At 62.6% G+C, this 20,256-nt stretch carries 21 protein-coding genes; 6 read left to right on the top strand and 15 right to left on the bottom strand.

The features are described 5' to 3' along the window. The first annotated feature begins 65 nt into the window (after nt 1-65). Nucleotides 66-2,078, top strand: coding sequence for a S9 family peptidase (locus HQR01_RS08855; protein ID WP_173214394.1), 2,013 nt, complete (start codon nt 66-68; stop codon nt 2,076-2,078). A gap of 21 nt (nt 2,079-2,099) precedes the next feature. Here HQR01_RS08855 and leuA read toward each other — a convergent pair whose 3' ends face one another. After that, nucleotides 2,100-3,773 (bottom strand): 2-isopropylmalate synthase, encoded by a 1,674-nt coding sequence (gene leuA / locus HQR01_RS08860; RefSeq protein ID WP_173214396.1) that lies wholly within the window; start codon nt 3,771-3,773, stop codon nt 2,100-2,102. Nucleotides 3,774-3,998: 225 nt separating this feature from the next. On the opposite strand from leuA, the gene HQR01_RS08865 reads away from it, so the two are divergent. Together HQR01_RS08865 and HQR01_RS08870 are read left to right on the top strand one after the other, a co-directional pair. Continuing rightward, complete coding sequence (locus HQR01_RS08865; RefSeq protein WP_173214398.1) at nt 3,999-4,427, top strand: PaaI family thioesterase; 429 nt, start codon at nt 3,999-4,001, stop codon at nt 4,425-4,427. After that, nucleotides 4,424-5,551 (top strand): epoxide hydrolase family protein, encoded by a 1,128-nt coding sequence (locus tag HQR01_RS08870; RefSeq protein ID WP_173214400.1) that lies wholly within the window; start codon nt 4,424-4,426, stop codon nt 5,549-5,551. Before HQR01_RS08865 ends, HQR01_RS08870 begins: the two co-directional genes overlap by 4 nt. On the opposite strand, the gene HQR01_RS08875 is transcribed toward HQR01_RS08870, so the two are convergent. The 7 genes from HQR01_RS08875 to miaA all read right to left on the bottom strand — a co-directional run bounded on the left by HQR01_RS08875 (nt 5,548) and on the right by miaA (nt 12,029). Next, entirely contained in the window at nt 5,548-6,696 is a 1,149-nt protein-coding gene (locus HQR01_RS08875; protein WP_173214402.1) for an alpha-hydroxy acid oxidase, read from the bottom strand. The two genes, HQR01_RS08870 and HQR01_RS08875, sit on opposite strands and share 4 nt — an antisense overlap. Beyond that, nucleotides 6,693-7,301, bottom strand: a complete 609-nt coding sequence (locus tag HQR01_RS08880; protein WP_173214403.1) for a DUF6151 family protein — start codon at nt 7,299-7,301, stop codon at nt 6,693-6,695. Before HQR01_RS08880 ends, HQR01_RS08875 begins: the two co-directional genes overlap by 4 nt. Before the next feature lie 31 nt (nt 7,302-7,332). Further along, nucleotides 7,333-8,367 carry a ketol-acid reductoisomerase gene (gene ilvC, locus HQR01_RS08885; protein WP_173214405.1) on the bottom strand — a complete coding sequence of 345 codons (1,035 nt, stop codon included), beginning with the start codon at nt 8,365-8,367 and terminating at the stop codon, nt 7,333-7,335. A 25-nt stretch (nt 8,368-8,392) separates the two neighbouring features. Next, nucleotides 8,393-8,908, bottom strand: a complete 516-nt coding sequence (ilvN, locus tag HQR01_RS08890) for an acetolactate synthase small subunit (protein ID WP_173214414.1) — start codon at nt 8,906-8,908, stop codon at nt 8,393-8,395. Next, entirely contained in the window at nt 8,905-9,204 is a 300-nt protein-coding gene (locus HQR01_RS08895; protein WP_173214416.1) for a hypothetical protein, read from the bottom strand. The genes ilvN and HQR01_RS08895 overlap by 4 nt, the downstream gene beginning before the upstream one ends. Next, entirely contained in the window at nt 9,204-10,955 is a 1,752-nt protein-coding gene (gene ilvB, locus HQR01_RS08900; protein WP_173214419.1) for a biosynthetic-type acetolactate synthase large subunit, read from the bottom strand. Before ilvB ends, HQR01_RS08895 begins: the two co-directional genes overlap by 1 nt. A gap of 108 nt (nt 10,956-11,063) precedes the next feature. Beyond that, nucleotides 11,064-12,029, bottom strand: a complete 966-nt coding sequence (miaA, locus tag HQR01_RS08905; protein ID WP_173214421.1) for a tRNA (adenosine(37)-N6)-dimethylallyltransferase MiaA — start codon at nt 12,027-12,029, stop codon at nt 11,064-11,066. Here miaA and serB point away from each other — a divergent pair. After that, complete coding sequence (gene serB, locus HQR01_RS08910) at nt 12,022-12,906, top strand: phosphoserine phosphatase SerB (RefSeq protein ID WP_234030099.1); 885 nt, start codon at nt 12,022-12,024, stop codon at nt 12,904-12,906. The two genes, miaA and serB, sit on opposite strands and share 8 nt — an antisense overlap. Before the next feature lie 12 nt (nt 12,907-12,918). Here serB and HQR01_RS08915 read toward each other — a convergent pair whose 3' ends face one another. Then, nucleotides 12,919-13,584, bottom strand: a complete 666-nt coding sequence (locus tag HQR01_RS08915; RefSeq protein ID WP_173214423.1) for a CPBP family intramembrane glutamic endopeptidase — start codon at nt 13,582-13,584, stop codon at nt 12,919-12,921. A gap of 253 nt (nt 13,585-13,837) precedes the next feature. Between HQR01_RS08915 and HQR01_RS08920 the strand changes: the two genes are divergently transcribed. Then, complete coding sequence (locus HQR01_RS08920) at nt 13,838-14,671, top strand: Coq4 family protein (RefSeq protein WP_173214425.1); 834 nt, start codon at nt 13,838-13,840, stop codon at nt 14,669-14,671. Between the two features lie 3 nt (nt 14,672-14,674). Here the strand turns inward: HQR01_RS08920 and HQR01_RS08925 are convergent, their stop codons facing one another. From HQR01_RS08925 to HQR01_RS08950, 6 genes are all read right to left on the bottom strand, one after another. Beyond that, the gene (locus HQR01_RS08925; protein ID WP_173214427.1) at nt 14,675-15,346 is read right to left on the bottom strand and encodes a nitroreductase family protein; all 672 of its coding nucleotides are present in this window, start codon (nt 15,344-15,346) and stop codon (nt 14,675-14,677) included. Nucleotides 15,347-15,415: 69 nt separating this feature from the next. Continuing rightward, a complete protein-coding gene (locus HQR01_RS08930) occupies nt 15,416-15,823 on the bottom strand; it encodes a DUF3052 family protein (protein ID WP_173214429.1) in 408 nt (135 codons plus the stop codon). A gap of 4 nt (nt 15,824-15,827) precedes the next feature. Further along, nucleotides 15,828-18,017: a phosphoribosylformylglycinamidine synthase subunit PurL gene (purL, locus tag HQR01_RS08935; protein ID WP_173214430.1), complete on the bottom strand. Its 2,190-nt coding sequence runs from the start codon at nt 18,015-18,017 to the stop codon at nt 15,828-15,830. 10 nt (nt 18,018-18,027) lie between these two features. Next, nucleotides 18,028-18,708, bottom strand: coding sequence for a hypothetical protein (locus HQR01_RS08940; RefSeq protein WP_173214432.1), 681 nt, complete (start codon nt 18,706-18,708; stop codon nt 18,028-18,030). 28 nt (nt 18,709-18,736) lie between these two features. Beyond that, nucleotides 18,737-19,537: an enoyl-CoA hydratase/isomerase family protein gene (locus HQR01_RS08945; RefSeq protein WP_173214434.1), complete on the bottom strand. Its 801-nt coding sequence runs from the start codon at nt 19,535-19,537 to the stop codon at nt 18,737-18,739. Continuing rightward, a complete protein-coding gene (locus tag HQR01_RS08950) occupies nt 19,534-19,932 on the bottom strand; it encodes a DUF2177 family protein (RefSeq protein ID WP_173214436.1) in 399 nt (132 codons plus the stop codon). The genes HQR01_RS08945 and HQR01_RS08950 overlap by 4 nt, the downstream gene beginning before the upstream one ends. A 65-nt stretch (nt 19,933-19,997) precedes the next feature. Between HQR01_RS08950 and HQR01_RS08955 the strand changes: the two genes are divergently transcribed. Then, nucleotides 19,998-20,255 carry an exodeoxyribonuclease VII small subunit gene (locus tag HQR01_RS08955; RefSeq protein WP_173214438.1) on the top strand — a complete coding sequence of 86 codons (258 nt, stop codon included), beginning with the start codon at nt 19,998-20,000 and terminating at the stop codon, nt 20,253-20,255. Nucleotide 20,256: the final 1 nt, after the last annotated feature.

Below are 20,256 nucleotides of genomic sequence, written 5' to 3' on the forward strand. Positions count from 1 at the left end.
CTGCGCGATTGCTTGCGGGCCCAGAATGCGTAAGCAAGAGCGATAAATATCGGGGAGAGATATATATGCGGGCGAGACTATTCTCGGCTACAATTCTTGCGTTGGTGGTGCCGCAGCAAGCCTGGGCTGCTAAGGCGGGACCAACCGATATCGTCAGGGTCGAGCAAGTCTCGGAACCCGAAATCTCAGCTGACGGACAGTCTGTCGTCTACACCCTAGAAGTGGCTGACGTCGCTGAAGACGAACAGATCAGCCATATCTGGATCGCTCAGTGGGACGGTTCAGGTGCGCGCCGGCTGACCAGTCGCAAGGGCGAAAGCGAGAGCGCCCCGCGCTTCAGCCCCGATGGCAGCGCGATCGCTTTCATCTCTTCGCGAGCTTCAGAGGATGATGAAGCCGATGATGCACCGGCGCGTCTCTGGCTCCTTCCACGTGCCGGGGGTGAAGCCTATCCTTTGCCCGGCATTGAGGGCTCAGCCAGCGATTATGCCTTCTCCCCCGATGGTAAGCGCCTGGTGCTGGTGGTGCAGGACCCCAAGCCCAAGAGGGAGGGTGAGGCCAAGGACCGTCCCGAACCGATCGTGATCGACCGCTATCGCTTCAAGGAAGACGGTATCGGCTACCTCGACAATCGCCGCGAACGGCTGTGGCTCTATGATATCGCCAGCGGCAAGGCGGAACGCCTGACCGATGGTGACTTCGACGAAGCGCTTCCAGCCTGGTCGCCTGACGGCAAACGCGTCGCCTTCGTTTCGCGCCGTATTCCCGACGCCGAACGCTCACCGGACTTCAATATCTGGACTGCCGATGTCGCGAAGCCGGGACAGGCACCGAAACAAATCACCAAGTATGGAGGCGCGGACAGCGATCCTGGCTTCGGTTCATATCCTGCATGGAGTCCAGACGGCTCGCAGATCGCCTATCTGCGCACAGGCGATCCATCGCTGATCTGGTATGCCACGACCGACCTTGCGGTTGTCCCATCTGGTGGGGGCGAGGAACGCGTGTTGACCGAAACGCTCGACCGCAACGTCCTCAACCCCTTCTGGTCGACCGATGGATCGACGATCAGCTTCATCGTCGAGGATGACGGTGTCCAGCGGCTTGCCAGCGTGCCGGCCGTCGGCGGTTCGGTGAGCAATGTGAAGAGCGGCGAGTGGGTGTTTTCCGAACCCACGGTAGCGCCCAACGGGCATGTCGCGATGCGGGTCGGTCAGCTGACCGCTCCAGACGAGATCTATGCGCTGGATAATGGCAAGCTTCGCGCACTTACTTCGCACAATGTCGAGTTCGCCAAGAACCTCGAACTGGGCAAGGTTGAGCGCATCAGCGTCACCAGCAAGGACGGCACCGAAGTGCGCGGCTTCATCCAGACGCCGCCGGGATACCGCAAGGGCTCACGTGTGCCGACCATGCTCTATATTCATGGTGGCCCGACCTCGCAGTTCGATGTCAGTTTCGACATCATGCGCGAGATATTCTCGGGGGGCGGATATGCGGTGATTACCGTCAACCCGCGCGGCAGCACCGGCTATGGTCAAGCCCATGCCGCCGGGATCGATGCGGCCTGGGGCACGGTCGACGTTGAGGACGTGCTGGCTGCAGTGGATCATGCGGTGGCCGAAGGCATCGCCGATCCAGACAAACTGGTCATCGGCGGGTGGTCCTATGGCGGCATGCTGACCAACTACACCATTGCCAGTGACACGCGGTTCAAGGCGGCGATGAGCGGGGCCTCGATCGGCAATATCCTCGCCGGATATGGCACCGATCACTACGTCTACGAATACGATGTCGAGCTGGGATATCCCTGGGAAAACCAGGAGGTCTGGGAGAAGCTCAGCTACCCCTTCCTGCACAATGACCGCATCGTGACGCCGACCTTGTTCATGGTCGGCGGTGAGGACGTCAACGTGCCCACACTGGCGACCGAGCAGATGTACCAGGGCCTGCGTTCGCGCGGGATCGAGACGCGGATGGTGATTTACCCAGGCGAATTTCACGGGATCAGCCGACCGAGCTTCAAGATCGATCGACTGAAGCGCTGGCTGGACTGGTACGACGCTCACGTGAAGTGAGCGTCGTACTTATCCGTTAGATCAACCGACAGAGTTTGCTGCACTGAGCACGGCACGCACGCTCGCGGTCGCGATGTCCTCGTCGATACCGCAGCCCCAGACGGTCTTGCCTTCGGGCGTACGGCATTCGAGGTAGGCGGCGGCGTTGGCGCTGGTTCCTGCGCCAAGTGCGTGTTCGTTGTAGTCGACCACCTCGAGCTCGACCCCGAAGGCATCGCGCAGTGTGGTCATCACACTTGAGATCAGGCCATTGCCGCGCCCTGAAACGCTCTGTTCCTTGCCATCGACCTCGATGGTGCCCGCGAACAGGCGCGTGCCGTCGCTGGCACGGCTTTCCTCGTAATCGACCAGGCGGAAGCGGCGCGGTTCCATCTTGACGTAGTAGGCGTGACGGAAAGCGTCCCAGATATCGCTGGCGTTGAGTTCGCGACCCAGTTCGTCAGCCATGCGCTGGACGTGTGGGCTGAAATCGGCTTGCATCCGCTTGGGTAGCTTGAGGCCCTTGTCCTGTTCGAGCACCCAGGCAAAGCCGCCCTTGCCGGACTGCGAATTGACGCGGATTACCGCTTCGTAACTGCGGCCGAGATCGGCCGGGTCGATGGGCAAATAGGGCACGCGCCAGGTCGGCGAGTTCTGCGTCTCTTGTGCGGCAAAGCCCTTCTTGATCGCGTCCTGGTGGCTGCCCGAGAAAGCAGTGAAGACCAGCTCGCCGCCATAGGGATGGCGCTGGTGGACGGGGATCTGGTTGCAGTACTCGACCGTCTCGATCACCCGGTCGATGTCGGAAAAGTCGAGGCCCGGGTCGACGCCTTGCGTGTACATGTTGAGCGCCATCGTCACGAGGCAACAATTGCCAGTACGCTCCCCATTGCCGAACAGGCAGCCTTCGACGCGGTCCGCTCCTGCCATCAGCGCCAGTTCCGCCGCGGCCACGCCGGTTCCGCGGTCGTTGTGCGTGTGCAGGCTGATCACCGCGCTGTCACGATTGGGCAGGTTCCGGATGAAATATTCGACCTGGTCGGCGTAGATGTTCGGTGTCGCCGCTTCGACCGTTGCCGGCAGGTTGAAGATGATCGGATGGTCGGGGGTGGGCTGGAGAACCTCCATCACCGCTTCGCAAACCTCGAGGCTGAAATCGAGTTCGGCTGTGGAGAAGGTCTCCGGCGAATATTCGAAATGCCAGTCGGTCCCCGGCTGTTTCGCCGCCTCGTCACGCATGATCTTTGCGCCGGTTACGGCGATTTCCCGCACCTGGTCCTTGGTCATGCCGAACACGACCTCACGCCAGGCGGGGCTGACTGCATTGTAGAGGTGGACGATCGCCTGCTTTGCACCGGCGAGGCTGGCGAAGCTGGTGCGGATCAGGTCTTCGCGGCTTTGCGTGAGCACCTGCACGAAGACGTCGTCAGGAATTCGACCCGATCGCACGAGGCCCGAGATAAAGTCGAACTCGGTCGCACCGGCGCTGGGAAAGCCGACCTCGATTTCCTTCAAGCCCACCTGGACGAGCAGGTCGAAGAAGCGGTTCTTCTTGTGCGCGTCCATCGGGTCGACGATTGCCTGGTTGCCGTCGCGCAGGTCGGTGGACAGCCACCGGGGTGGGGTGGTGATCGTGCGGCCAGGCCACTGTCGGTCAGGCAGGGGCACCTGCGGGAAGGCGGAGTACTTGACGCTCGGGTCGCGGAGCATGGACATTGAAAATCTCGGTATTTGCGGAAGCTACGGGGTGGTTTCGATCCCTTGGGCGCTCAGCGCGCCCGCTTCGGCACGCCAGCTATCACGCCCAAGGGCGTGTAAGTCGCAGAATAAGGCCGAGTGCATTGTGCATGTGCGTTGCTATGCGAAAGCACGACGGGGTTGTAAAGCAAAACAGGCTTGGGCATCGCGAGAAATTAAATTTCTCGATTTGCTGGAGAGAGCATGGCTGACGGACATTCGCTTCACGAAACTATGGGACTGGTGCGGGTCGTGTCGGTCGACCCCGAAGGTCGCGCGAGCCTGGAATACGAGGCGAAGCGCGAGCAATGCCATTCGGGCGGCGTGGTGCAGGGCGGCTTCATCAGCGGGTGGATCGATGCCGCAATGGCCCACGCCGCGATGGCGAGGAACGGACCGGGCATCGTTCCGATGACGCTCGAGCTCAAGGTCAGCTTCTTCGCGCCGACGCGGCCGGGGCTGGTCATTGCCGAAGCCTGGGTCGAGCGGCACGGGAAGCGGACCAGCTTCTACGAAGGCCACCTCAAGGACGCCGATGGGACCGTTCTGGCCAAGGCGACCAGTACCATCCTGCTGGCTGACATGACCCGGGTGGTCGAGGCTTCGCGGAAGGCGACAGGAGAGCAGGCATGAGCGAGATCTGCCCCTTCCACCTCGATATCCCGCAGGACGATCTTGTCCGTCTTGCCGATCGGCTCGACCAGACCCGCTGGCCCGAAGAAGAGCCGGTCGATGACTGGTCGCAGGGGACCAAGCTGGCAGCGCTAAAGGAACTCGTCGCCTATTGGCGGATCGAATACGACTGGCGGCGCTGCGAGAAACGGCTCAACGAGATCGGCCAGTTCACTACCAATATCGACGGCCTGTCGGTTCACTTCCTGCACAAGAAATCCTCGCGCGCGGACGCTTTGCCGCTGATCATCACGCATGGCTGGCCTGGGTCAGTGGTCGAGTTTCTCGGCGTTATCGATGAATTGGCCGAACCGTCCGATCCGCAGGCCATGGCCTTCCACGTCGTGGCTCCCTCGCTACCCGGCTACGGCTTTTCGCAGAAGCCATCGGTGACGGGTTGGGGTGTCGAACGGATCGCGCGCGATTGGGCCGAACTGATGCGCCGCCTCGGCTATGGCCATTGGGTTGCCCAGGGCGGCGACTGGGGCGCCGCGGTAACGACTGCGATCGGCCAGCTGGCGCCAGAGGGTTGCAGGGGCATTCACCTCAACATGCCGCTTGGCCGACCCGGCCCCGAAGACCTGCAAAGCCAGGACCCGAAGGTGCTCAAGGCGCTGCAGCGGCTCGGTTTCTACCAGGAGTGGGATTCCGGCTACTCCAAGGAACAGAGCACGCGGCCGCAGACGATCGGATATTCGTTGGTCGACTCGCCCGTCGGCCTCGCCGCGTGGATCCTCGAGAAAGTGTATTACTGGACCGACAATAGTGGGTCGCCGTGGGATGCGCTGTCGATGGACCAGGTACTCGACGACATCATGCTCTACTGGCTGCCCGGCACCGGCGCCTCGGCGGCGCGGCTCTATTGGGAAAGCTTCGCCCAATTTGGTGCTGGAACGGTGGCCATTCCTTCAGGCGCGAGCGCCTTTCCGCGGGAAATCCTGCCGACTCCGCGTGAATGGGCGGAGCGGACCCTGACCAACCTCGTCTATTGGAACGAGGTAGAGAAGGGTGGGCATTTCGCTGCGTGGGAGCAGCCCGAACTGTTCGTGAAGGAACTGCGCGCCTGCTTCACCAAGATGGTTTAGCGCCAGCGCAAGCGGTCGGGGGTCAACTGATCGACCGACGTCACGCCCATCAGGCGCATCGCGCGTTCGATCTCTTCCTTGAGGATATTGACCGCGCGTTCGACCCCCGGCTGCCCGGCTGCGGCAAGCGCGTAGAGATAGAGCCGCCCGCCTGAAGCTGCGGTCGCTCCGGCGGCAAGGCTCTTGAGCACATGCGTCCCTCGCCGCACGCCGCCATCGAGGATGATCTCGATCTCGCCACCGACCTCGTCTACGATCTCGCGCAACTGGTCGAAGGGCGCGCGGCTGCCGTCCAACTGCCTGCCCCCATGGTTCGAGATCATGATGGCATCCGCCCCGATTTCGACCGCACGACGCGCGTCGGCTACGCTCATCACACCCTTGAGCGCGAACTTGCCGCCCCAGTCCTGGCGAATTCGCGCAGCGGTATCCCAATCCATGTCCACGTCGAGCATGGTGTTGAAATAGTCCTGGATACTGACCGCCTTGCCGGACCCTTCCTGCACATGCGCGTCGAGGTTGGGCAGGCGGAACTTCGGCCCAAAAACATAGTCGAGCGTCCAGCGCGGGCGCGTGGCGTAGCTCCATAAGGCACTGGCGGTGAAGCGGGGCGGGGTAGTGAAGCCCGAACGCAGGCATCTTTCGCGCTTGCCCGAAACGATGGTATCGACTGTCAGCGCAATGGCGTCGAACTTAGCCGCCTGGCAGCGCTCGATCATGCTTGCGTTGAGGCCCTTGTCCTTGTGGACGTAGAGCTGGAACAGCTTGGGTCCGCTGGTGAGCTCGGCAATTTCCTCGATTGAATGCGTGGCAAGGCTGGAGATGCCGAACCATACGCCGAACTTCTCCGCTGCCTTGGCTACCGCACGTTCGCCATCGCGGTGGAAGGCGCGCTGCAGCGCCGTGGGGCTGAGCATCAGGGGCAGGGCGCTCTTGCGGCCCATGATGGAGCAGGACGTGTCGATTGTGCCCACGCCCGCGAGGACGTTGGGCACCAGGTCGACCTCGTCGAAGGCACTGGTGTTGCGCGCCTTGGTGATTTCGTCGTCCGCTGCCCCGTCGATGTAATCGAACACCGGCCAGGGCAGCCGTTGTTTCGCAAGGCGGCGGAAGTCGTCGATGTTGTGGCAGTCGGTCAGCTTCATGCGCGCCCCAATGCTTCCTGCTCGGCTAATGTGAGGTGGCGTGGTTTGGCAATCGGCTCAAGTGTCCTCGCGTCAAACAGCGCACTACGTCGCCGGTCGCCGGAGCTCAGGTCCTTAAGCATTCGCCTGAAGAAACGCCACATCAGCCTGGCGAAGGAAAGTTCGGGCAGGTTGCTGGCATCACCCGTTGCCTGCTCCGGGAAGACATGGCCGATCGGATCACCAAGCAGGATGTCGCGCTTGTCAGCATCGGTATTGGCAAGAAGGGTCGTTACGTAGGGGACCCGCCCATTCGCATAGGTGTTGAACAGCGGTGACTGGCAACAACTGGCATACCAGCGCAGTGTCTTGCCCTCGGTCATATGGAGGCTTGCCAGTTTATCTCGGCCCGACTGCAGTCTCACCCGTGCGCAGCGGGACTGATACAGATCGGTGCCGCCGAGATCGTCGAGGACGCGGGCTTCCTGGCCCAGATGCCGTACGAGGTCGCGGCAGTCGACGCAGTGGCATACCACACGGTCGCCCTCCTGCGGATTCGCATGCTCGATGACGCCGGTCACCGAGCCACATTTGCAGGCGAAGGGTAATTCGTCGGACGCGCCCATGGCCTCTCTCTCCATGAGCGCGTCCTAACTGTCAGTTCTTGTCCTTGTCGACCAGCTTGTTTGCGCCGATCCAGGGCATCATGGCGCGCAGCTGTGCGCCGGTCTGCTCGATCGGGTGCGCAGCGGCGGCCTTGCGACTTGCCTTCAACTCGGGCTGGCCCGCCTGGTTGTCGAGCACGAAGTCCTTCACGAAGCGGCCCGACTGGATGTCCTTGAGGACGCGCTTCATTTCGGCCTTGGTCTCTTCGGTGATGATGCGCGGACCGGTCTTGATGTCGCCGTACTCGGCGGTGTTCGAGATCGAATAACGCATGTTGGCGATGCCACCTTCATAAAGCAGGTCGACGATCAGCTTGGTCTCGTGGAGGCACTCGAAATAGGCCATTTCGGGTGCGTAGCCAGCTTCGACCAGCGTTTCGAACCCGGCCTGGATCAGGTGGGTGATGCCACCGCAAAGCACGGCCTGCTCGCCGAACAGGTCGGTTTCGCACTCTTCCTTGAAGTTGGTTTCGATAATGCCCGAGCGGCCGCCGCCGACCGCGCTGGCGTAGGACAGCGCGAGCTGCTTGGCGAAGCCATTGCCGCCCGACTGGTTGCTTTCCTGGTGCACGGCGATGAGGCAGGGCACGCCGCCACCCTTGAGGTATTCACCGCGCACGGTGTGGCCGGGGCCCTTGGGCGCGATCATGATCACGTCGACGTCGGCCGGCGGATCGATCAGGCCAAAGTGAATGTTGAGGCCATGCGCGAAAGCGAGCGCGCTGCCTGGCTTCATCTTGCCCGCCACTTCATTGGCGTAGATCGCGGCCTGGTGCTCGTCGGGCGCGAGGATCATCAGGACGTCGGCCCATTCGGCAGCTTCCGCGACGGTCTTGACCGGGAAGCCGGCGCCTTCCGCCTTGCGCGCAGTGGCCGAGCCGGGGCGAAGGGCAACGGCGACTTCGCCCACGCCGCTGTCACGCAGGTTCTGGGCATGGGCGTGGCCCTGGCTGCCGTAACCGACAATGGCGACCTTCTTCCCCTTGATCAGCTGCTGGTCGCAATCGGTATCGTAATAGACTTGCATTGTTTTCCTCACGTCAGATGCGGCGTCAGTCGTGCCCGGCGCCGCGCATCATTCCCACGATCCCCGAGCGACCGACCTCGACCAGGCCGAGTTCGCGCATCAGGGTGATGAAACTGTGGATCTTGTCCGGCGAGCCGGTGAGCTCGAAGACGAAGCTGCTGGTGGTTGTATCCACCACGTTGGCGCGGAACAGCTCCGCGATCCGCAGGGCTTCAACCCGGTTGTCGCCTTTACCGGCAACCTTCACCAGCGCCAGTTCACGTTCGACATGCGCGCCACTTTCAGTGAGGTCGATAACCTTGTGGACGGGCACAAGCCGTTCGAGCTGTGCGCGGATCTGGTCGATCACCGGTTCGGGGCCGTTGGTGACGATGGTGATGCGGCTGATCGCGTGGTCCTCGGATATATCGGCCACGGTCAGGCTGTCGATGTTGTAGCCGCGCGCGGTGAACAGCCCCGCGATCTTGGCGAGGATACCCGCCTCGTTATCGACGATCACGTTGAGGACGTGCCGCTCGCTGGCCTGCTGGGCGATCTTCATGCTCGCATGTCCTGCCACACGGGTTCGAACATCCGCCCTTCGCCGTCGTACTCGGACAGGAATACGCGACCGAGGCGGACAGCTTCGAAATTGTCGGTCTGCCGACCCAGGTCGAGCGTTTCGTCGAGCAGCGTCCAGGTGCCGTCCGCACGCTTCTCGGCCACTTCCATGCCGATGAAGCGGCAACCACTGTCCTCCAGCCAGTCGAGCAGCTCGGCTGCATCGGTGCGGTTGAACCAGTGCCTGCGCTCAGCGCGTGCAGCGAACTGCTCGGGAATCCTTGCGTGCATACCCATCAAACCAGTGCTTTCGCTTCGTCGTCCATCGTGCCTTCGACACGGTCGCCATAGAGCAGCATGTCGGTGTGCGCTGCGCCGCTCGGGATCATCGGGAAGCAATTGGCTTCCTTGGCCACCATGCAATCGACGATGACCGGGCCGTCATGCGCCAGCATGGCTGCGATCCCGGCGTCGAGCTGGCTTTCGTCCTCGATGCGGATGCCCTTCCAGCCATAGGCTTCAGCCAGCTTCACGAAGTCCGGCAGGCTGTCCGAATAGCTGTTCGAATAGCGGCTTTCATAGGTCAGTTCCTGCCATTGGCGGACCATGCCCATGTATTCGTTGTTGAGGATGAACACCTTGACCGGCAGGCGATACTGGCTGGCCGTACCAAGCTCCTGGATGTTCATCTGGATGCTCGCTTCGCCGGCGATGTCGATCACCAGGCGTCCCGGATTGCCGAGCTGCGCGCCGATCGCGGCGGGCAGGCCGTATCCCATCGTGCCGAGGCCACCGCTGGTAAGCCAGCGATTGGGACCGAAGAACCGGAAATACTGCGCCGCCCACATCTGGTGCTGACCGACCTCGGTGGTGATGATCGGGTCGTAATCCCTGGTCAACGCGAACAACCGCTCGATGCTCTTCTGCGGCATGATGAGGTCACTGCCCTTGTCGGGATAGGCGAGACAGTCGCGCGCCTTCCACCCAAGGATGCGGGCCTTCCACTCGCTCAGGTCGCGCGGCTTGCGGCTACCCCAGGCTTCGAGCAGCTGCTCGAGGACCTGGGCGCAATCACCGACGATACCCAATTCGACCGGAACGATCTTATTGATGCTTGCGCGGTCGATGTCGATGTGGATCTTCTTGGCCTCGGGCGCAAAGGCATCGAGGCGTCCGGTCACGCGGTCGTCGAAGCGCGCGCCGATGGCCACGATCAGGTCGGCCTTGTTCATCGCCATGTTTGCTTCGTAGGTCCCGTGCATGCCCAGCATGCCGAGCCAGTCGGGATGCTCGGCGGGGAAGGCGCCGAGGCCCATAAGCGTGCTGGTGACGGGGGCACCGGTGCGATGCTGGAGTGCGCGCAGCATCTCCGTCGCGCGCGGGCCGGCATTGATCACGCCGCCGCCGGTATAGAAGACGGGACGCTCGGCCGTGGCCAGCATTTCGATTGCCTCGGCGATTTCATCCGCTGCGCCGACCATCCGGGGCTGGTAGCGATGCGAGGGTAGGGGTGCCTGATCCTGATTGTCCCAGCACGCCATCGCGATCTGGACGTCCTTGGGGATGTCGATCAACACCGGACCCGGGCGGCCGGTGGTTGCGATACGGAAGGCTTCATCGATCGTCGCGCACAGGCGTTCGGGATCTTTCACGAGGTAATTGTGCTTGGTGCAATGCCGGGTGAGGCCGATGGTGTCGGCTTCCTGGAACGCATCGGTCCCGATCAGCGCGGTCGGCACTTGCCCGGTGATGACCACCATCGGGATCGAATCCATGTAGGCGTCGGCGATCCCGGTGACCGCATTGGTCGCGCCGGGGCCGCTGGTGACGAGCACCACGCCGGGCTTGCCGGTCGACCGCGCATAGCCTTCGGCAGCGTGGGCTGCCCCGGCTTCATGGCGCACGAGGATATGGCGAATGTCTTCGTCGGCGAAGAGTTCGTCGTAGATCGGCAATACCGCGCCGCCGGGATAGCCGAAGACGAATTCGACTCCCTGCCGCTTGAGGCATTCCATCAATATGGCGGCGCCGCTGCGCTCGGTGCTCACGTTACCCTCCGACCCGTTTTCATGGATTAAAGTGACAAATCGGCCCGGCACTGGGGTCTGAAGTGCCGGGCCGACGGGACCTTCTTTATGGGCCTGTCGGTTACAAAGTCAACTCGTTTCACGTAACAAAGATACAAAAAACTCTGGTACGTTGATATTTTTGTTTTCCACGCGATCCCATTCCGCCGGTGGTTGGTGGCGAAACCACGTGTATTGCCTCTTCGCGTACTGGCGCGTGGCAATCTGGCCAGCGGCGATTGCTTCATCGCGCCCAAGTTCGCCTTTGAGATGGGCCGTGAGCTCCGGCACGCCGATCGCCCGCATGACCGGGAGCGACGGGTCGAGATCGCGCGCGAGCAGCCTTTCGACCTCGGCCAAGGCCCCACGATCCATCATCTGCAGGAACCGCCGATCGCAGCGTTCGTAGAGCCATTCCCGCTCCGGCAGCAGGACCAGTGCGCGTAGGGTTACGCCCGCGCCGATTCCTCCCTCCTTGTGGGCCTGCCAGTCGGCCAGCGTGCGGCCTGTCGACCGGATCACTTCGAGTGCCCGCGTTGTGCGGGCCGCGTCGGCCGGGGCCAAACGCGCCGCAGCAGAGGGATCTTCCCGTTCGAGTGCAGACCTCGCTTCCACCTGTGACAGGGCCCGGACTGCTGCTCGAACTTCGGGCTCGATCGCCGGAACCGGGGCAATGCCATCGAGGAGGGTGCGCATGTAGAGGCCGGTCCCGCCGCACAGGATCGGGATGGCGCCTTCCGCGTGCAGGCTGGCAATCTCGCGCTGCGCAGCCGCGGCCCAATCTGCCGCCGAGCAGGCCTGTGCACCATCCCAGGCGCCGAACAGGCGATGCTCGATCCCGCCCATCTCCGCCTCGGTGGGGCGGGCCGACAGGATTTGCAGGTCCGAATAGACCTGCGCGCTATCGGAATTGATCACGACGCCGCGACGGCCCGACTCTTCCAGCCATTGGGCCAATTTCACCGCGAGATCGCTCTTGCCGCTGGCGGTCGGCCCTGCAATGAGCGCGACCGGCGGCCTCGGCCCCGGATTGTCAGGAGGTTGCAAAGTGCTCATCGCCCGGCTGATAGCAGACCAGGACGGCATCGAAACCCGCATGGATGCGGCGATCAAGGCCTTGGCCGAAGCGGGCATGCCGGTCGCGATGGCGGGACTGCTCGATTCTTGCGGCGACGTGCTCCAGTTCTCGCTCCCAGAGGGGCATCGCCAGGCACTTACCGAAAAGCTGGTGGCGCATTTCGGACAATGCGACCTGCTTGTCGCCGATCACCAGATCGAAGTCCCGCGACTGTTCGTCTCGGATATGGATTCCACCATGATCGGGCAGGAATGCATCGACGAGCTGGCCGACTTCGCAGGGATCAAGGATCGCGTGGCGGAGATAACCGAGCGGGCAATGCTGGGCGAACTCGATTTCCGCAGCGCGTTGCTGGAGCGGGTCGGGTTGCTCGAAGGTCTCGAAGAAGGCGCGATAGATCGTTGTCTTGAAGAGAGAATAGTTCCCGTCGCGGGTGCGAGGACGCTGGTAGCAACGCTCCGTTCAAAGGGTTGTCGTACGGTGCTGGTAACCGGGGGATTCCACCATTTTGCCGATCCGGTCGCGACGCAGCTCGGGTTCGAGCGTGTGGTCGGCAATCGCCTGGCGGTGGCCGATGGGAAGCTCACCGGATCCCTGGTGGGACCAATCAGCGACGCTTCCACGAAGCTCGCCACGCTACAGGAAGAGCGGGAGAAGCTCGGCGAGGGCGCCAGGGTGCTGGCGACCGGTGATGGGGCGAACGACATCCCGATGATCCAGGCGGCCGACTATGGGATTGCCTATCGCGCCAAGCCGAAAGCCCGCGACGCGGCGAATGGTCGTATCGCGAGTGAAGACCTGACTGTCATCCTCAAGCTGTTCGGGATCCCGGTCCACGAATGGGTTTACGGCTAGGCCAAGCTGAGATCACCCTTCGCCGCCCAGTAGGGGCAGCACGACATTGGGGACGAAGTCGACCAGGAAATGGGCGACTATCGCGGCCAGCAGGTCTCGCTTCCACACGTAGTAGAGCGTCAGGATCAGGCCGAGCACGAAAGCCAAGAGGACACCGGCGAGGCCGCCGCTGAAGTGAAAACCGGCGAAGGCGGCGACGGTAATCACGACGGCCGCAACCTTGCTGCCGGTCAGCGCTTCGATGCGCTCGAGCGCAAAGCCACGGAAGAAGATTTCCTCCGCGATCCCGGCCCTGATTACTGTCAGCGTGACAAGCGCCAGGGATGGCGCGATCTTTGCGCCCGATCCGTAGGGTAGGCCCAGGGCAGCAAGGGCAGCAAGGGCTCCGACAGCGGCCAAGACCAGCACGATGGACAGAATGAATCCTTGAAAGACCGAGCGACCGATCCTGTCGAAGCGCAGGCCGATGGAGGAAAGTGGCAGTCTCTCGCCCTTGGTGACGATAAGTAGCAGGACCACCGTCAGCGCGAGAATAGCCAACTCGCGCAGTGTCGTTACGGTTGGATCACCTGGGCCGGTTAGCCGGGCAATGGCAGCGATTGCGGGGATGCCGAACAGCGCTACGACCAAACCAATCGCAGTCCAGCGCTTTGTCGCTACTCCAGCCTGTTGCTCCATGTCCCGAATCCCCCCCGACACAGACGTTTCGCTGTGCTTGTATGCGAGCAACGCCTTACACCAGAACGCGGCCTGCTACCCGGCATTTCGTTGGTCGTTCGATCAGGATCGACAGGCGTAACCGAGCATGGGGTTCGATCCTTTCACGATTCCTCATCAGCAGGATCGTAAATTCCTGACTTTCTTGGCGTGCCTGTCCAATTATTTAACTTCAGTTTCGATTAACGACTGAACGTGATAAGGACGGGCAGCTATGAATCAACAAACCGAATATTTCACTGGGATTGAGGCCGCAAAGGATGGGACGCCGCTGCGCCACCCCGATCGTCCGCAACCCAAGTACGAACCGCTGAAAGCGCTCAAGCATTTCCGCATCCTGCTGAAGGACAAGGAAAACACGGCCGAAGTGTTCAAGATCTACGATGCGCTGCCGAACAAGGCGTTCATGCCCCGCGTCCGCGATCTGACTCTGAGCCAGCACGGCGAGGCGCTGCGTGCGGCGGAGCCGTTCCTGCCGCCGCTGCTCGACGACCATAAAGCGTTGCGTAAGCTGCCCAAGGGCAGCGTGGCGCATGCCTATTGTGATTTCATGGAGCACGAGGGGCTGTCGGCGGCAGGGCTTGTCGAGGAATCGGAGAAGTCGGGGCGTCCCACCTATCCCGATTTGGTCCAGTGGTTCGGGTTTCGTCAGCGCGATACGCATGACCTGATGCATGTGCTGACCGGTTATGGTCGCGATGCCCTGGGCGAACAATGCGTGCTACTCTTCACGCACGGGCAGTCGCCGAGCCAGGGGCATTTGCTGCTGGGTTATGCGGGCTCACTCCACATCAAGACGCTGGTTCGCGGTAGCGCCGCGCCGGTGCTCAAGGCGACGCGCGAAGCGCATCGCATGGGTAAGGCCTGTCCGCCGCTGGTTTCGCTATCGATTCGCGAGTTGCTGGCAAAGGACCTGCAACAGGCCCGGACGGAACTGAATATTCCCGACCCCCATTGGTATCGCGAATGCCACCGCATCTGGCGCAGTGAGGGAATCGATCCCTACGACCTGTTGGCTAAGAACGCGTCGCAGGAGGCTGCGGCCTGAGCGTCAGATCCAGCTGGAGATCTGTGCCAGCGGTTTCTTGACCAAGGCGCGCGTCGGGACGGTCGCGTCGGCGGCGGGGTGGCCTACCACGATCACCATCAGCGGCTTTTCGTTCTCGGGACGGCCGCAGATCTTGCGCAGGAATCCCATCGGTGATGGCGTATGCGTCAGCGTCGCCAGGCCAGCCTCGTGCAACGTCGCAATCAGCAAGCCGCAAGCAATGCCGACGCTTTCGGTGACATAGTAGTTCTGGGTAACCCCGTCTTCGGCAATACCCCCCTTGCGCTGGGCGAACACCACGATCAGCCAGGGTGCCGTATCCAGGAACGGCTTATCCTCATCGGTGCCGAGCGGTGCGAGTGCTTCGAGCCATTCATCGCTAGCCTTGCCTTCGTAGAAAGCGCGTTCCTCCACCTCTGCCGCCTCGCGGATAGCCGCCTTGGTTTCGGGGGAGGACACTGCGACGAAATGCCATGGTTGGTGGTTGGCGCCATTGGGTGCGCTTCCGGCAGCTTCTATGGCCGCTTCAATCACCGCGCGTGGGACCGGCGCTTCCGAAAAGTACCGGCAGGTGCGCCGCTCCTTTAGACGATCGCGCATCGCATTTGCACGGGCGATCCGTTCGTCATCGGGAATGGCAGGCAGGGCGTAGGGGATAGTCTCATGGTCACGCATGGCCGCCAATTAGCGCGTAAGTCTATGAGAGGCGAGCCTTAGTTGCAGAGCGCATCTCGACCCCGAACATCAACGCAATTCCTTGCGGATCACCAGTTTGAGCCCGGACCATACGTCATCGACGGCACAAACCTTGGTGTCGACGAAGCCCAGCGGCAGGCATACTTCGCGAATGGTGTCCTCGGTGATGTCAGTCGGTACTTTTGCGGCCTTCTTGGGCCAACTTACCCAGACATGGCCATCCCGCGCCAGGGTGGTGCGGAGGTTGGCGAGTTTCCGCGCCATGTCCGTACGTTCGGTGACGAAGATGTGGACTGCGTCCGGTCCGTCCTCGGGCCCCCCGACGAAGGTCAGTTCGAGCGCATATTCGTCGATCTCGTCCTGCACGCTTTCGGGCATGGCGTCGAACCACACGCGCTGCCCGTCGCGCAGCGAGAGCTTCTTGGCGAGCGGCGTGCCTGAATAGTCCGCCGACATGCGATCAGCCTTCCATCCAGTCGTGGAAGAAACTGCGATGCGCTTCGCGCAGGTCCGTAAGGCTGGCCGAGCTATCGCCGATGCGCAGGGCGTTGCCCCCCGTCATGCCGATCCGTTCGAACGGCACTTCGCTGCGGTCGAGGTCACTCTCACTGCGATAGGTGACGATGTAGCGTGCCTGGCTCTCATTGAACGCGAACTCGCTGGTCATCGCGTCGATGGTCGCGCCGATTCCGCCAGCGAGGGCCATTTCGGCCAGTGCCACGGCCAGGCCGCCATCGGAAATGTCATGCACCGCGGTGACCTTGCCCGCGGCAATGAGCTTGCGCACGATTTCGCCGTTGATCTTCTCGTCCGCGAGATCGACGCGCGGTGGCTCGCCGGCCTCCAGTCCGTGAATCTCGCGCAACCATAGCGACTGGCCGAGTTCGGGGTAGTTCGGGCCGATTACGGCGATATGTTCGCCAGCTGCCTTGAAGCCCATGGTCGCCATCGTGTCGTAATCGTCGATCAGGCCAACGCCGCCGATGGCAGGGGTGGGCAGGATAGCCGAGCCGCCGCCGGTTGCCTTGCTCTCATTGTAGAGGCTGACGTTGCCGCTCACGATCGGGAAATCGAGAGCGCGGCAGGCGTCGCCCATGCCTTCGAGCGCATGGACGAACTGGCTCATGATTTCAGGGCGCTGCGGGTTGGCGAAGTTGAGGCAGTTGGTCACTGCCAGCGGGCGCGCACCGACCGCGTTAAGGTTGCGATAGGCTTCGGCGATGGCCTGCTTCCCGCCCTCATAGGGATCCGCATAGACGTAGCGCGGGGTGCAGTCCGTGCTGATCGCCAGTGCCTTCTTTGACCCGTGTACGCGTACCACGCCGGCATCGCCGCCGGTCTGCAGCGTATCGGCACCCACCTGGCTGTCATACTGTTCCGAAATCCAGTATTTCGAGGCGAGGTTGGGCGTGGCGAGCAGTTTCAGAAGGTCTGCGCAGATATCGCCGCCTGCCGGGTTTTCAGCGAGCGCGGAGACCTCGGCCCAGGTCTTGTATTCCTGCTTCGACAGGTAGGGCCGGTCATATTCGGGCGCGTCGGCAGCGAGCGGGCCGAGCGGGATGTCGCACACGACTTCACCATTGAACTCCAGCACCATGTGCCGCGTATCGGTGACCTCGCCGATAACGGCGAAATCGAGTTCCCATTTGCGGAAGATCGCTTCGGCCATGGCCTCCTTGCCCGGCTTGAGCACCATGAGCATGCGCTCCTGGCTTTCGCTGAGCATCATCTCATAGGGCGTCATGCCCTCTTCGCGGCAGGGCACCTTGTTCATGTCGAGCCGGATGCCGGCCTTGCCGTTGGTCGCCATTTCGACGCTGGACGAGGTCAGGCCCGCGGCGCCCATGTCCTGGATGGCGACGATGGCGTCGGTCGCCATGAGTTCTAGGCAGGCTTCGATCAGCAGCTTCTCGGTGAACGGGTCGCCGACCTGCACGGTGGGGCGCTTGGCATCGGCATCTTCGCCGAAATCGGCGCTGGCCATGGTCGCCCCGTGGATCCCGTCGCGGCCGGTCTTCGAACCGACATAGACTATCGGATTGCCGACACCGGTTGCAGCCGAATAGAAGATCTTGTCGGCATCGGCGACGCCCACCGTCATCGCGTTGACGAGGATATTGCCGTCATAGGCGGGGTGGAAGTTCGTTTCGCCACACACGGTCGGTACGCCGACGCAGTTGCCGTAACCGCCGATGCCCGCGACCACGCCCTTGACCAGGTGCTGCATCTTGGGGTGCTCGGGCCGGCCAAAGCGCAGCGCGTTGGCATTCGCTACCGGCCGCGCGCCCATCGTGAAGACGTCCCGCAGGATGCCGCCGACACCCGTCGCCGCGCCCTGGTAGGGCTCGATGTAGCTTGGGTGGTTGTGGCTCTCCATCTTGAAGATCGCCGCCTGGCCATCGCCGATGTCGATCACGCCTGCATTCTCGCCTGGACCGCAGATCACCCAGGGCGCCTCGGTGGGGAGTTTCTTGAGGTGCAGGCGCGAGCTCTTGTAGCTGCAATGCTCCGACCACATCACCGAGAAGATGCCCAGTTCGACGAGGTTGGGCTCACGGCCCAGCGCGTGCAGCACGCGTTCGTATTCCTCGGGGCTGAGGCCGTGCTGTTCGACGACTTCGGGGGTGATCTGGGACTCGACGGTAGCCATGCGCGCGCCCTTAGCGGCGCGCGCTGGCGACCGCCAGCCCTACGAGGCTCTTATGCCACCGGGTTTCGTCGAGCCAGTAGGCGAGGGCGGTCAGTATGCCGTAGCTGACGAGCGCCAGCACATACATGCCGATACCCGCTTCAACCGGCTGCGGACCGAACCAGTTGATCGCCTGGAATACCAGCATCGTCCCGATCAAGACCAGAGGGGGGACGATTGGGCCCTTGGTTCGGCGCCAGTACCACCAGAAAGCGAGCAGGGTGATGCCGAGTTCGAGCGGGATCGCGATCTGCGGAGCGTTCCACAGTCCAAGCCCGATCTTGTGATCGCCCCCGGCGAGCGTCAGGTCTGGGCGGTGAACGAGCAGGTCGAGGAACCAATGCGATACAACGACGACTGCTGCCCAGGTAGCGGCGGATACGTTGCGCGACATGGCGAAGACCAGAACGCCGAAACCGATGGCGAAGACAAGCGAGCCCAACAGGCTGTGCGTGAAGGGCATGTGATAGAGATCCAGCGGGTTCATCGCGGTGATACCCGGCACGATCCGCATGTGCTCGACCCCGAAGATCGCGAAGGTGAAGAATGCCCAGTCGATGAGCTGCGCGGCGATGAACAGCGTGCCGAGACGAGGGGCCTCGTCGGTTACCGCACGAGCAACGAAAGCGGGGGCGAAATGGCCGATAAACATGTGGTGTCCTCTTGCGACCTTATGGGACTTACTGGCTCAGAATATTCTCACCTTCGGCGAGGAATCGGCGCATACGCGCCATCGCCTCATCATCTGCCGTCAGCGTGTGGGCGAAATCGCCCGCAGTTGCGGCGATCCCTTCCTGCAATGTTTCACCGCTTGCGATTCGAGCGGCCATCCCTTTGACAGTAGCAACTGCGACGGGCGAAAGGGTCGCGAGATCGCGGGCGATCTCCACCGCTGCGGCAACAGCGTCTTCGGCGATGAAATCGACAAGACCAATTCGTTGCGCTTCGTCTGGACCGACAACGCGCCCGCGCATGACCATCTCGGTTGCGCGAGCGAGGCCGACCTTGCGCGCCAACATCTGCATTCCGCCTAGACCGGGGATGATGCCGAGCCGCGTTTCGGGCAGGCCGATGGTGTAGCCCCCCGTTGCCGCAATGCGCATGTCGCAGGCCAGGGCGAATTCGCAGCCTCCGCCCATGCAAATCCCGTTGATTGCGGCGATGGTCGGCTTGGGATTGTCGAGTAACAAGTCTGCCAGCGCGTAGATCGGCGTTGCAGAGCGTGGTGCAGCTTCTCCCGACGGCGCGCTGCGCATTGCCTCGCCCACGGCGACAATTTCGCCGACATCGTAGTGACGAATGAAAACACCCGGGACGCCACCGGTGAAGACAATCGCCCGGACAGCATCTTCGGCCAGCGCGGCGCGCAAATGCTCAAGTATTTCCTCGGATAGCGCGGCGTTGAGATATCCGCGTGGGGGATTGCTGATCGTCAACAGCCTGACGCCGCTATCGTCCAAGGCGCTGACCGTACCAGTCATCCGCTGACCCTTTGGGCCGCTAGCGTGGCGACACTGGCGGCCAGGGCTGTGGCAAATGCCCCCCAGATGATGTCGACCACCGTGATCGTTGTCGACCATTGCCGAAGCGTCGCCTGGTTGGTGAGGTCATAGGTGGCGTAGCATAAGGCGCCGAGCAGGGCGCCGTTGAGCGCTGCGGTCCCGACACCACCCGTCAAACCGGGGCGGACGGCAAACCACACCATCCCTGCGATGTAGGCAGCGTAGAATACCAGTGCTGGCCCCATGCGAAAATTCGTGGCGAGGAGTTCGCCAAGCTGAGGGCGGTAGAAATTTGGGCCTGCCCAGCCGAGCCATAGCGCGTCGAGCACGCCAAAGGCGGTGGCGGCAGCAATGTAGGCGACAATCCACGTCATAAGTCGGCCCCCGAACTGCGCGCTTACTTGACCGGCTCGGCACGCGCGGTCAATGCTCGGCAGCGATGGATGAGGAACAACCCAAGATCGCAGAAATGACGTTCGAGGAAGCGCTCCGCGCACTCGAGGGCGTGGTCAGGCGGCTCGAGAGCGGCGAAGTGCCGCTCGATGAGAGCATCGACCTTTACGAACGTGGCGAGGCGCTGCGCAAGGCGTGCCAGGCACGGCTTGATACGGCGCAGGCGCGGATCGAAAAGATCGTGCAAGGAGCCGACGGCAAGCCGGCGGGAACGGTGCCGTTCGATGGGGACGGGGCTGCGTGAC

Source organism: Erythrobacter mangrovi (assembly GCF_013260645.1).
Lineage (GTDB): Bacteria > Pseudomonadota > Alphaproteobacteria > Sphingomonadales > Sphingomonadaceae > Qipengyuania > Qipengyuania mangrovi.

Bases quoted from the DNA above. Each gene is read 5' to 3' on its own strand.
- HQR01_RS08855 (WP_173214394.1), top strand. From the start codon at position 66: ATGCGGGCGAGACTATTCTCGGCTACAATTCTTGCGTTGGTGGTGCCG.
- leuA (WP_173214396.1), bottom strand. From the start codon at position 3,773: ATGTCCATGCTCCGCGACCCGAGCGTCAAGTACTCCGCCTTCCCGCAG.
- HQR01_RS08865 (WP_173214398.1), top strand. From the start codon at position 3,999: ATGGCTGACGGACATTCGCTTCACGAAACTATGGGACTGGTGCGGGTC.
- HQR01_RS08870 (WP_173214400.1), top strand. From the start codon at position 4,424: ATGAGCGAGATCTGCCCCTTCCACCTCGATATCCCGCAGGACGATCTT.
- HQR01_RS08875 (WP_173214402.1), bottom strand. From the start codon at position 6,696: ATGAAGCTGACCGACTGCCACAACATCGACGACTTCCGCCGCCTTGCG.
- HQR01_RS08880 (WP_173214403.1), bottom strand. From the start codon at position 7,301: ATGGGCGCGTCCGACGAATTACCCTTCGCCTGCAAATGTGGCTCGGTG.
- ilvC (WP_173214405.1), bottom strand. From the start codon at position 8,367: ATGCAAGTCTATTACGATACCGATTGCGACCAGCAGCTGATCAAGGGG.
- ilvN (WP_173214414.1), bottom strand. From the start codon at position 8,908: ATGAAGATCGCCCAGCAGGCCAGCGAGCGGCACGTCCTCAACGTGATC.
- HQR01_RS08895 (WP_173214416.1), bottom strand. From the start codon at position 9,204: ATGGGTATGCACGCAAGGATTCCCGAGCAGTTCGCTGCACGCGCTGAG.
- miaA (WP_173214421.1), bottom strand. From the start codon at position 12,029: ATGAGCACTTTGCAACCTCCTGACAATCCGGGGCCGAGGCCGCCGGTC.
- HQR01_RS08915 (WP_173214423.1), bottom strand. From the start codon at position 13,584: ATGGAGCAACAGGCTGGAGTAGCGACAAAGCGCTGGACTGCGATTGGT.
- HQR01_RS08920 (WP_173214425.1), top strand. From the start codon at position 13,838: ATGAATCAACAAACCGAATATTTCACTGGGATTGAGGCCGCAAAGGAT.
- HQR01_RS08925 (WP_173214427.1), bottom strand. From the start codon at position 15,346: ATGCGTGACCATGAGACTATCCCCTACGCCCTGCCTGCCATTCCCGAT.
- HQR01_RS08930 (WP_173214429.1), bottom strand. From the start codon at position 15,823: ATGTCGGCGGACTATTCAGGCACGCCGCTCGCCAAGAAGCTCTCGCTG.
- purL (WP_173214430.1), bottom strand. From the start codon at position 18,017: ATGGCTACCGTCGAGTCCCAGATCACCCCCGAAGTCGTCGAACAGCAC.
- HQR01_RS08940 (WP_173214432.1), bottom strand. From the start codon at position 18,708: ATGTTTATCGGCCATTTCGCCCCCGCTTTCGTTGCTCGTGCGGTAACC.
- HQR01_RS08945 (WP_173214434.1), bottom strand. From the start codon at position 19,537: ATGACTGGTACGGTCAGCGCCTTGGACGATAGCGGCGTCAGGCTGTTG.
- HQR01_RS08950 (WP_173214436.1), bottom strand. From the start codon at position 19,932: ATGACGTGGATTGTCGCCTACATTGCTGCCGCCACCGCCTTTGGCGTG.
- HQR01_RS08955 (WP_173214438.1), top strand. From the start codon at position 19,998: ATGGATGAGGAACAACCCAAGATCGCAGAAATGACGTTCGAGGAAGCG.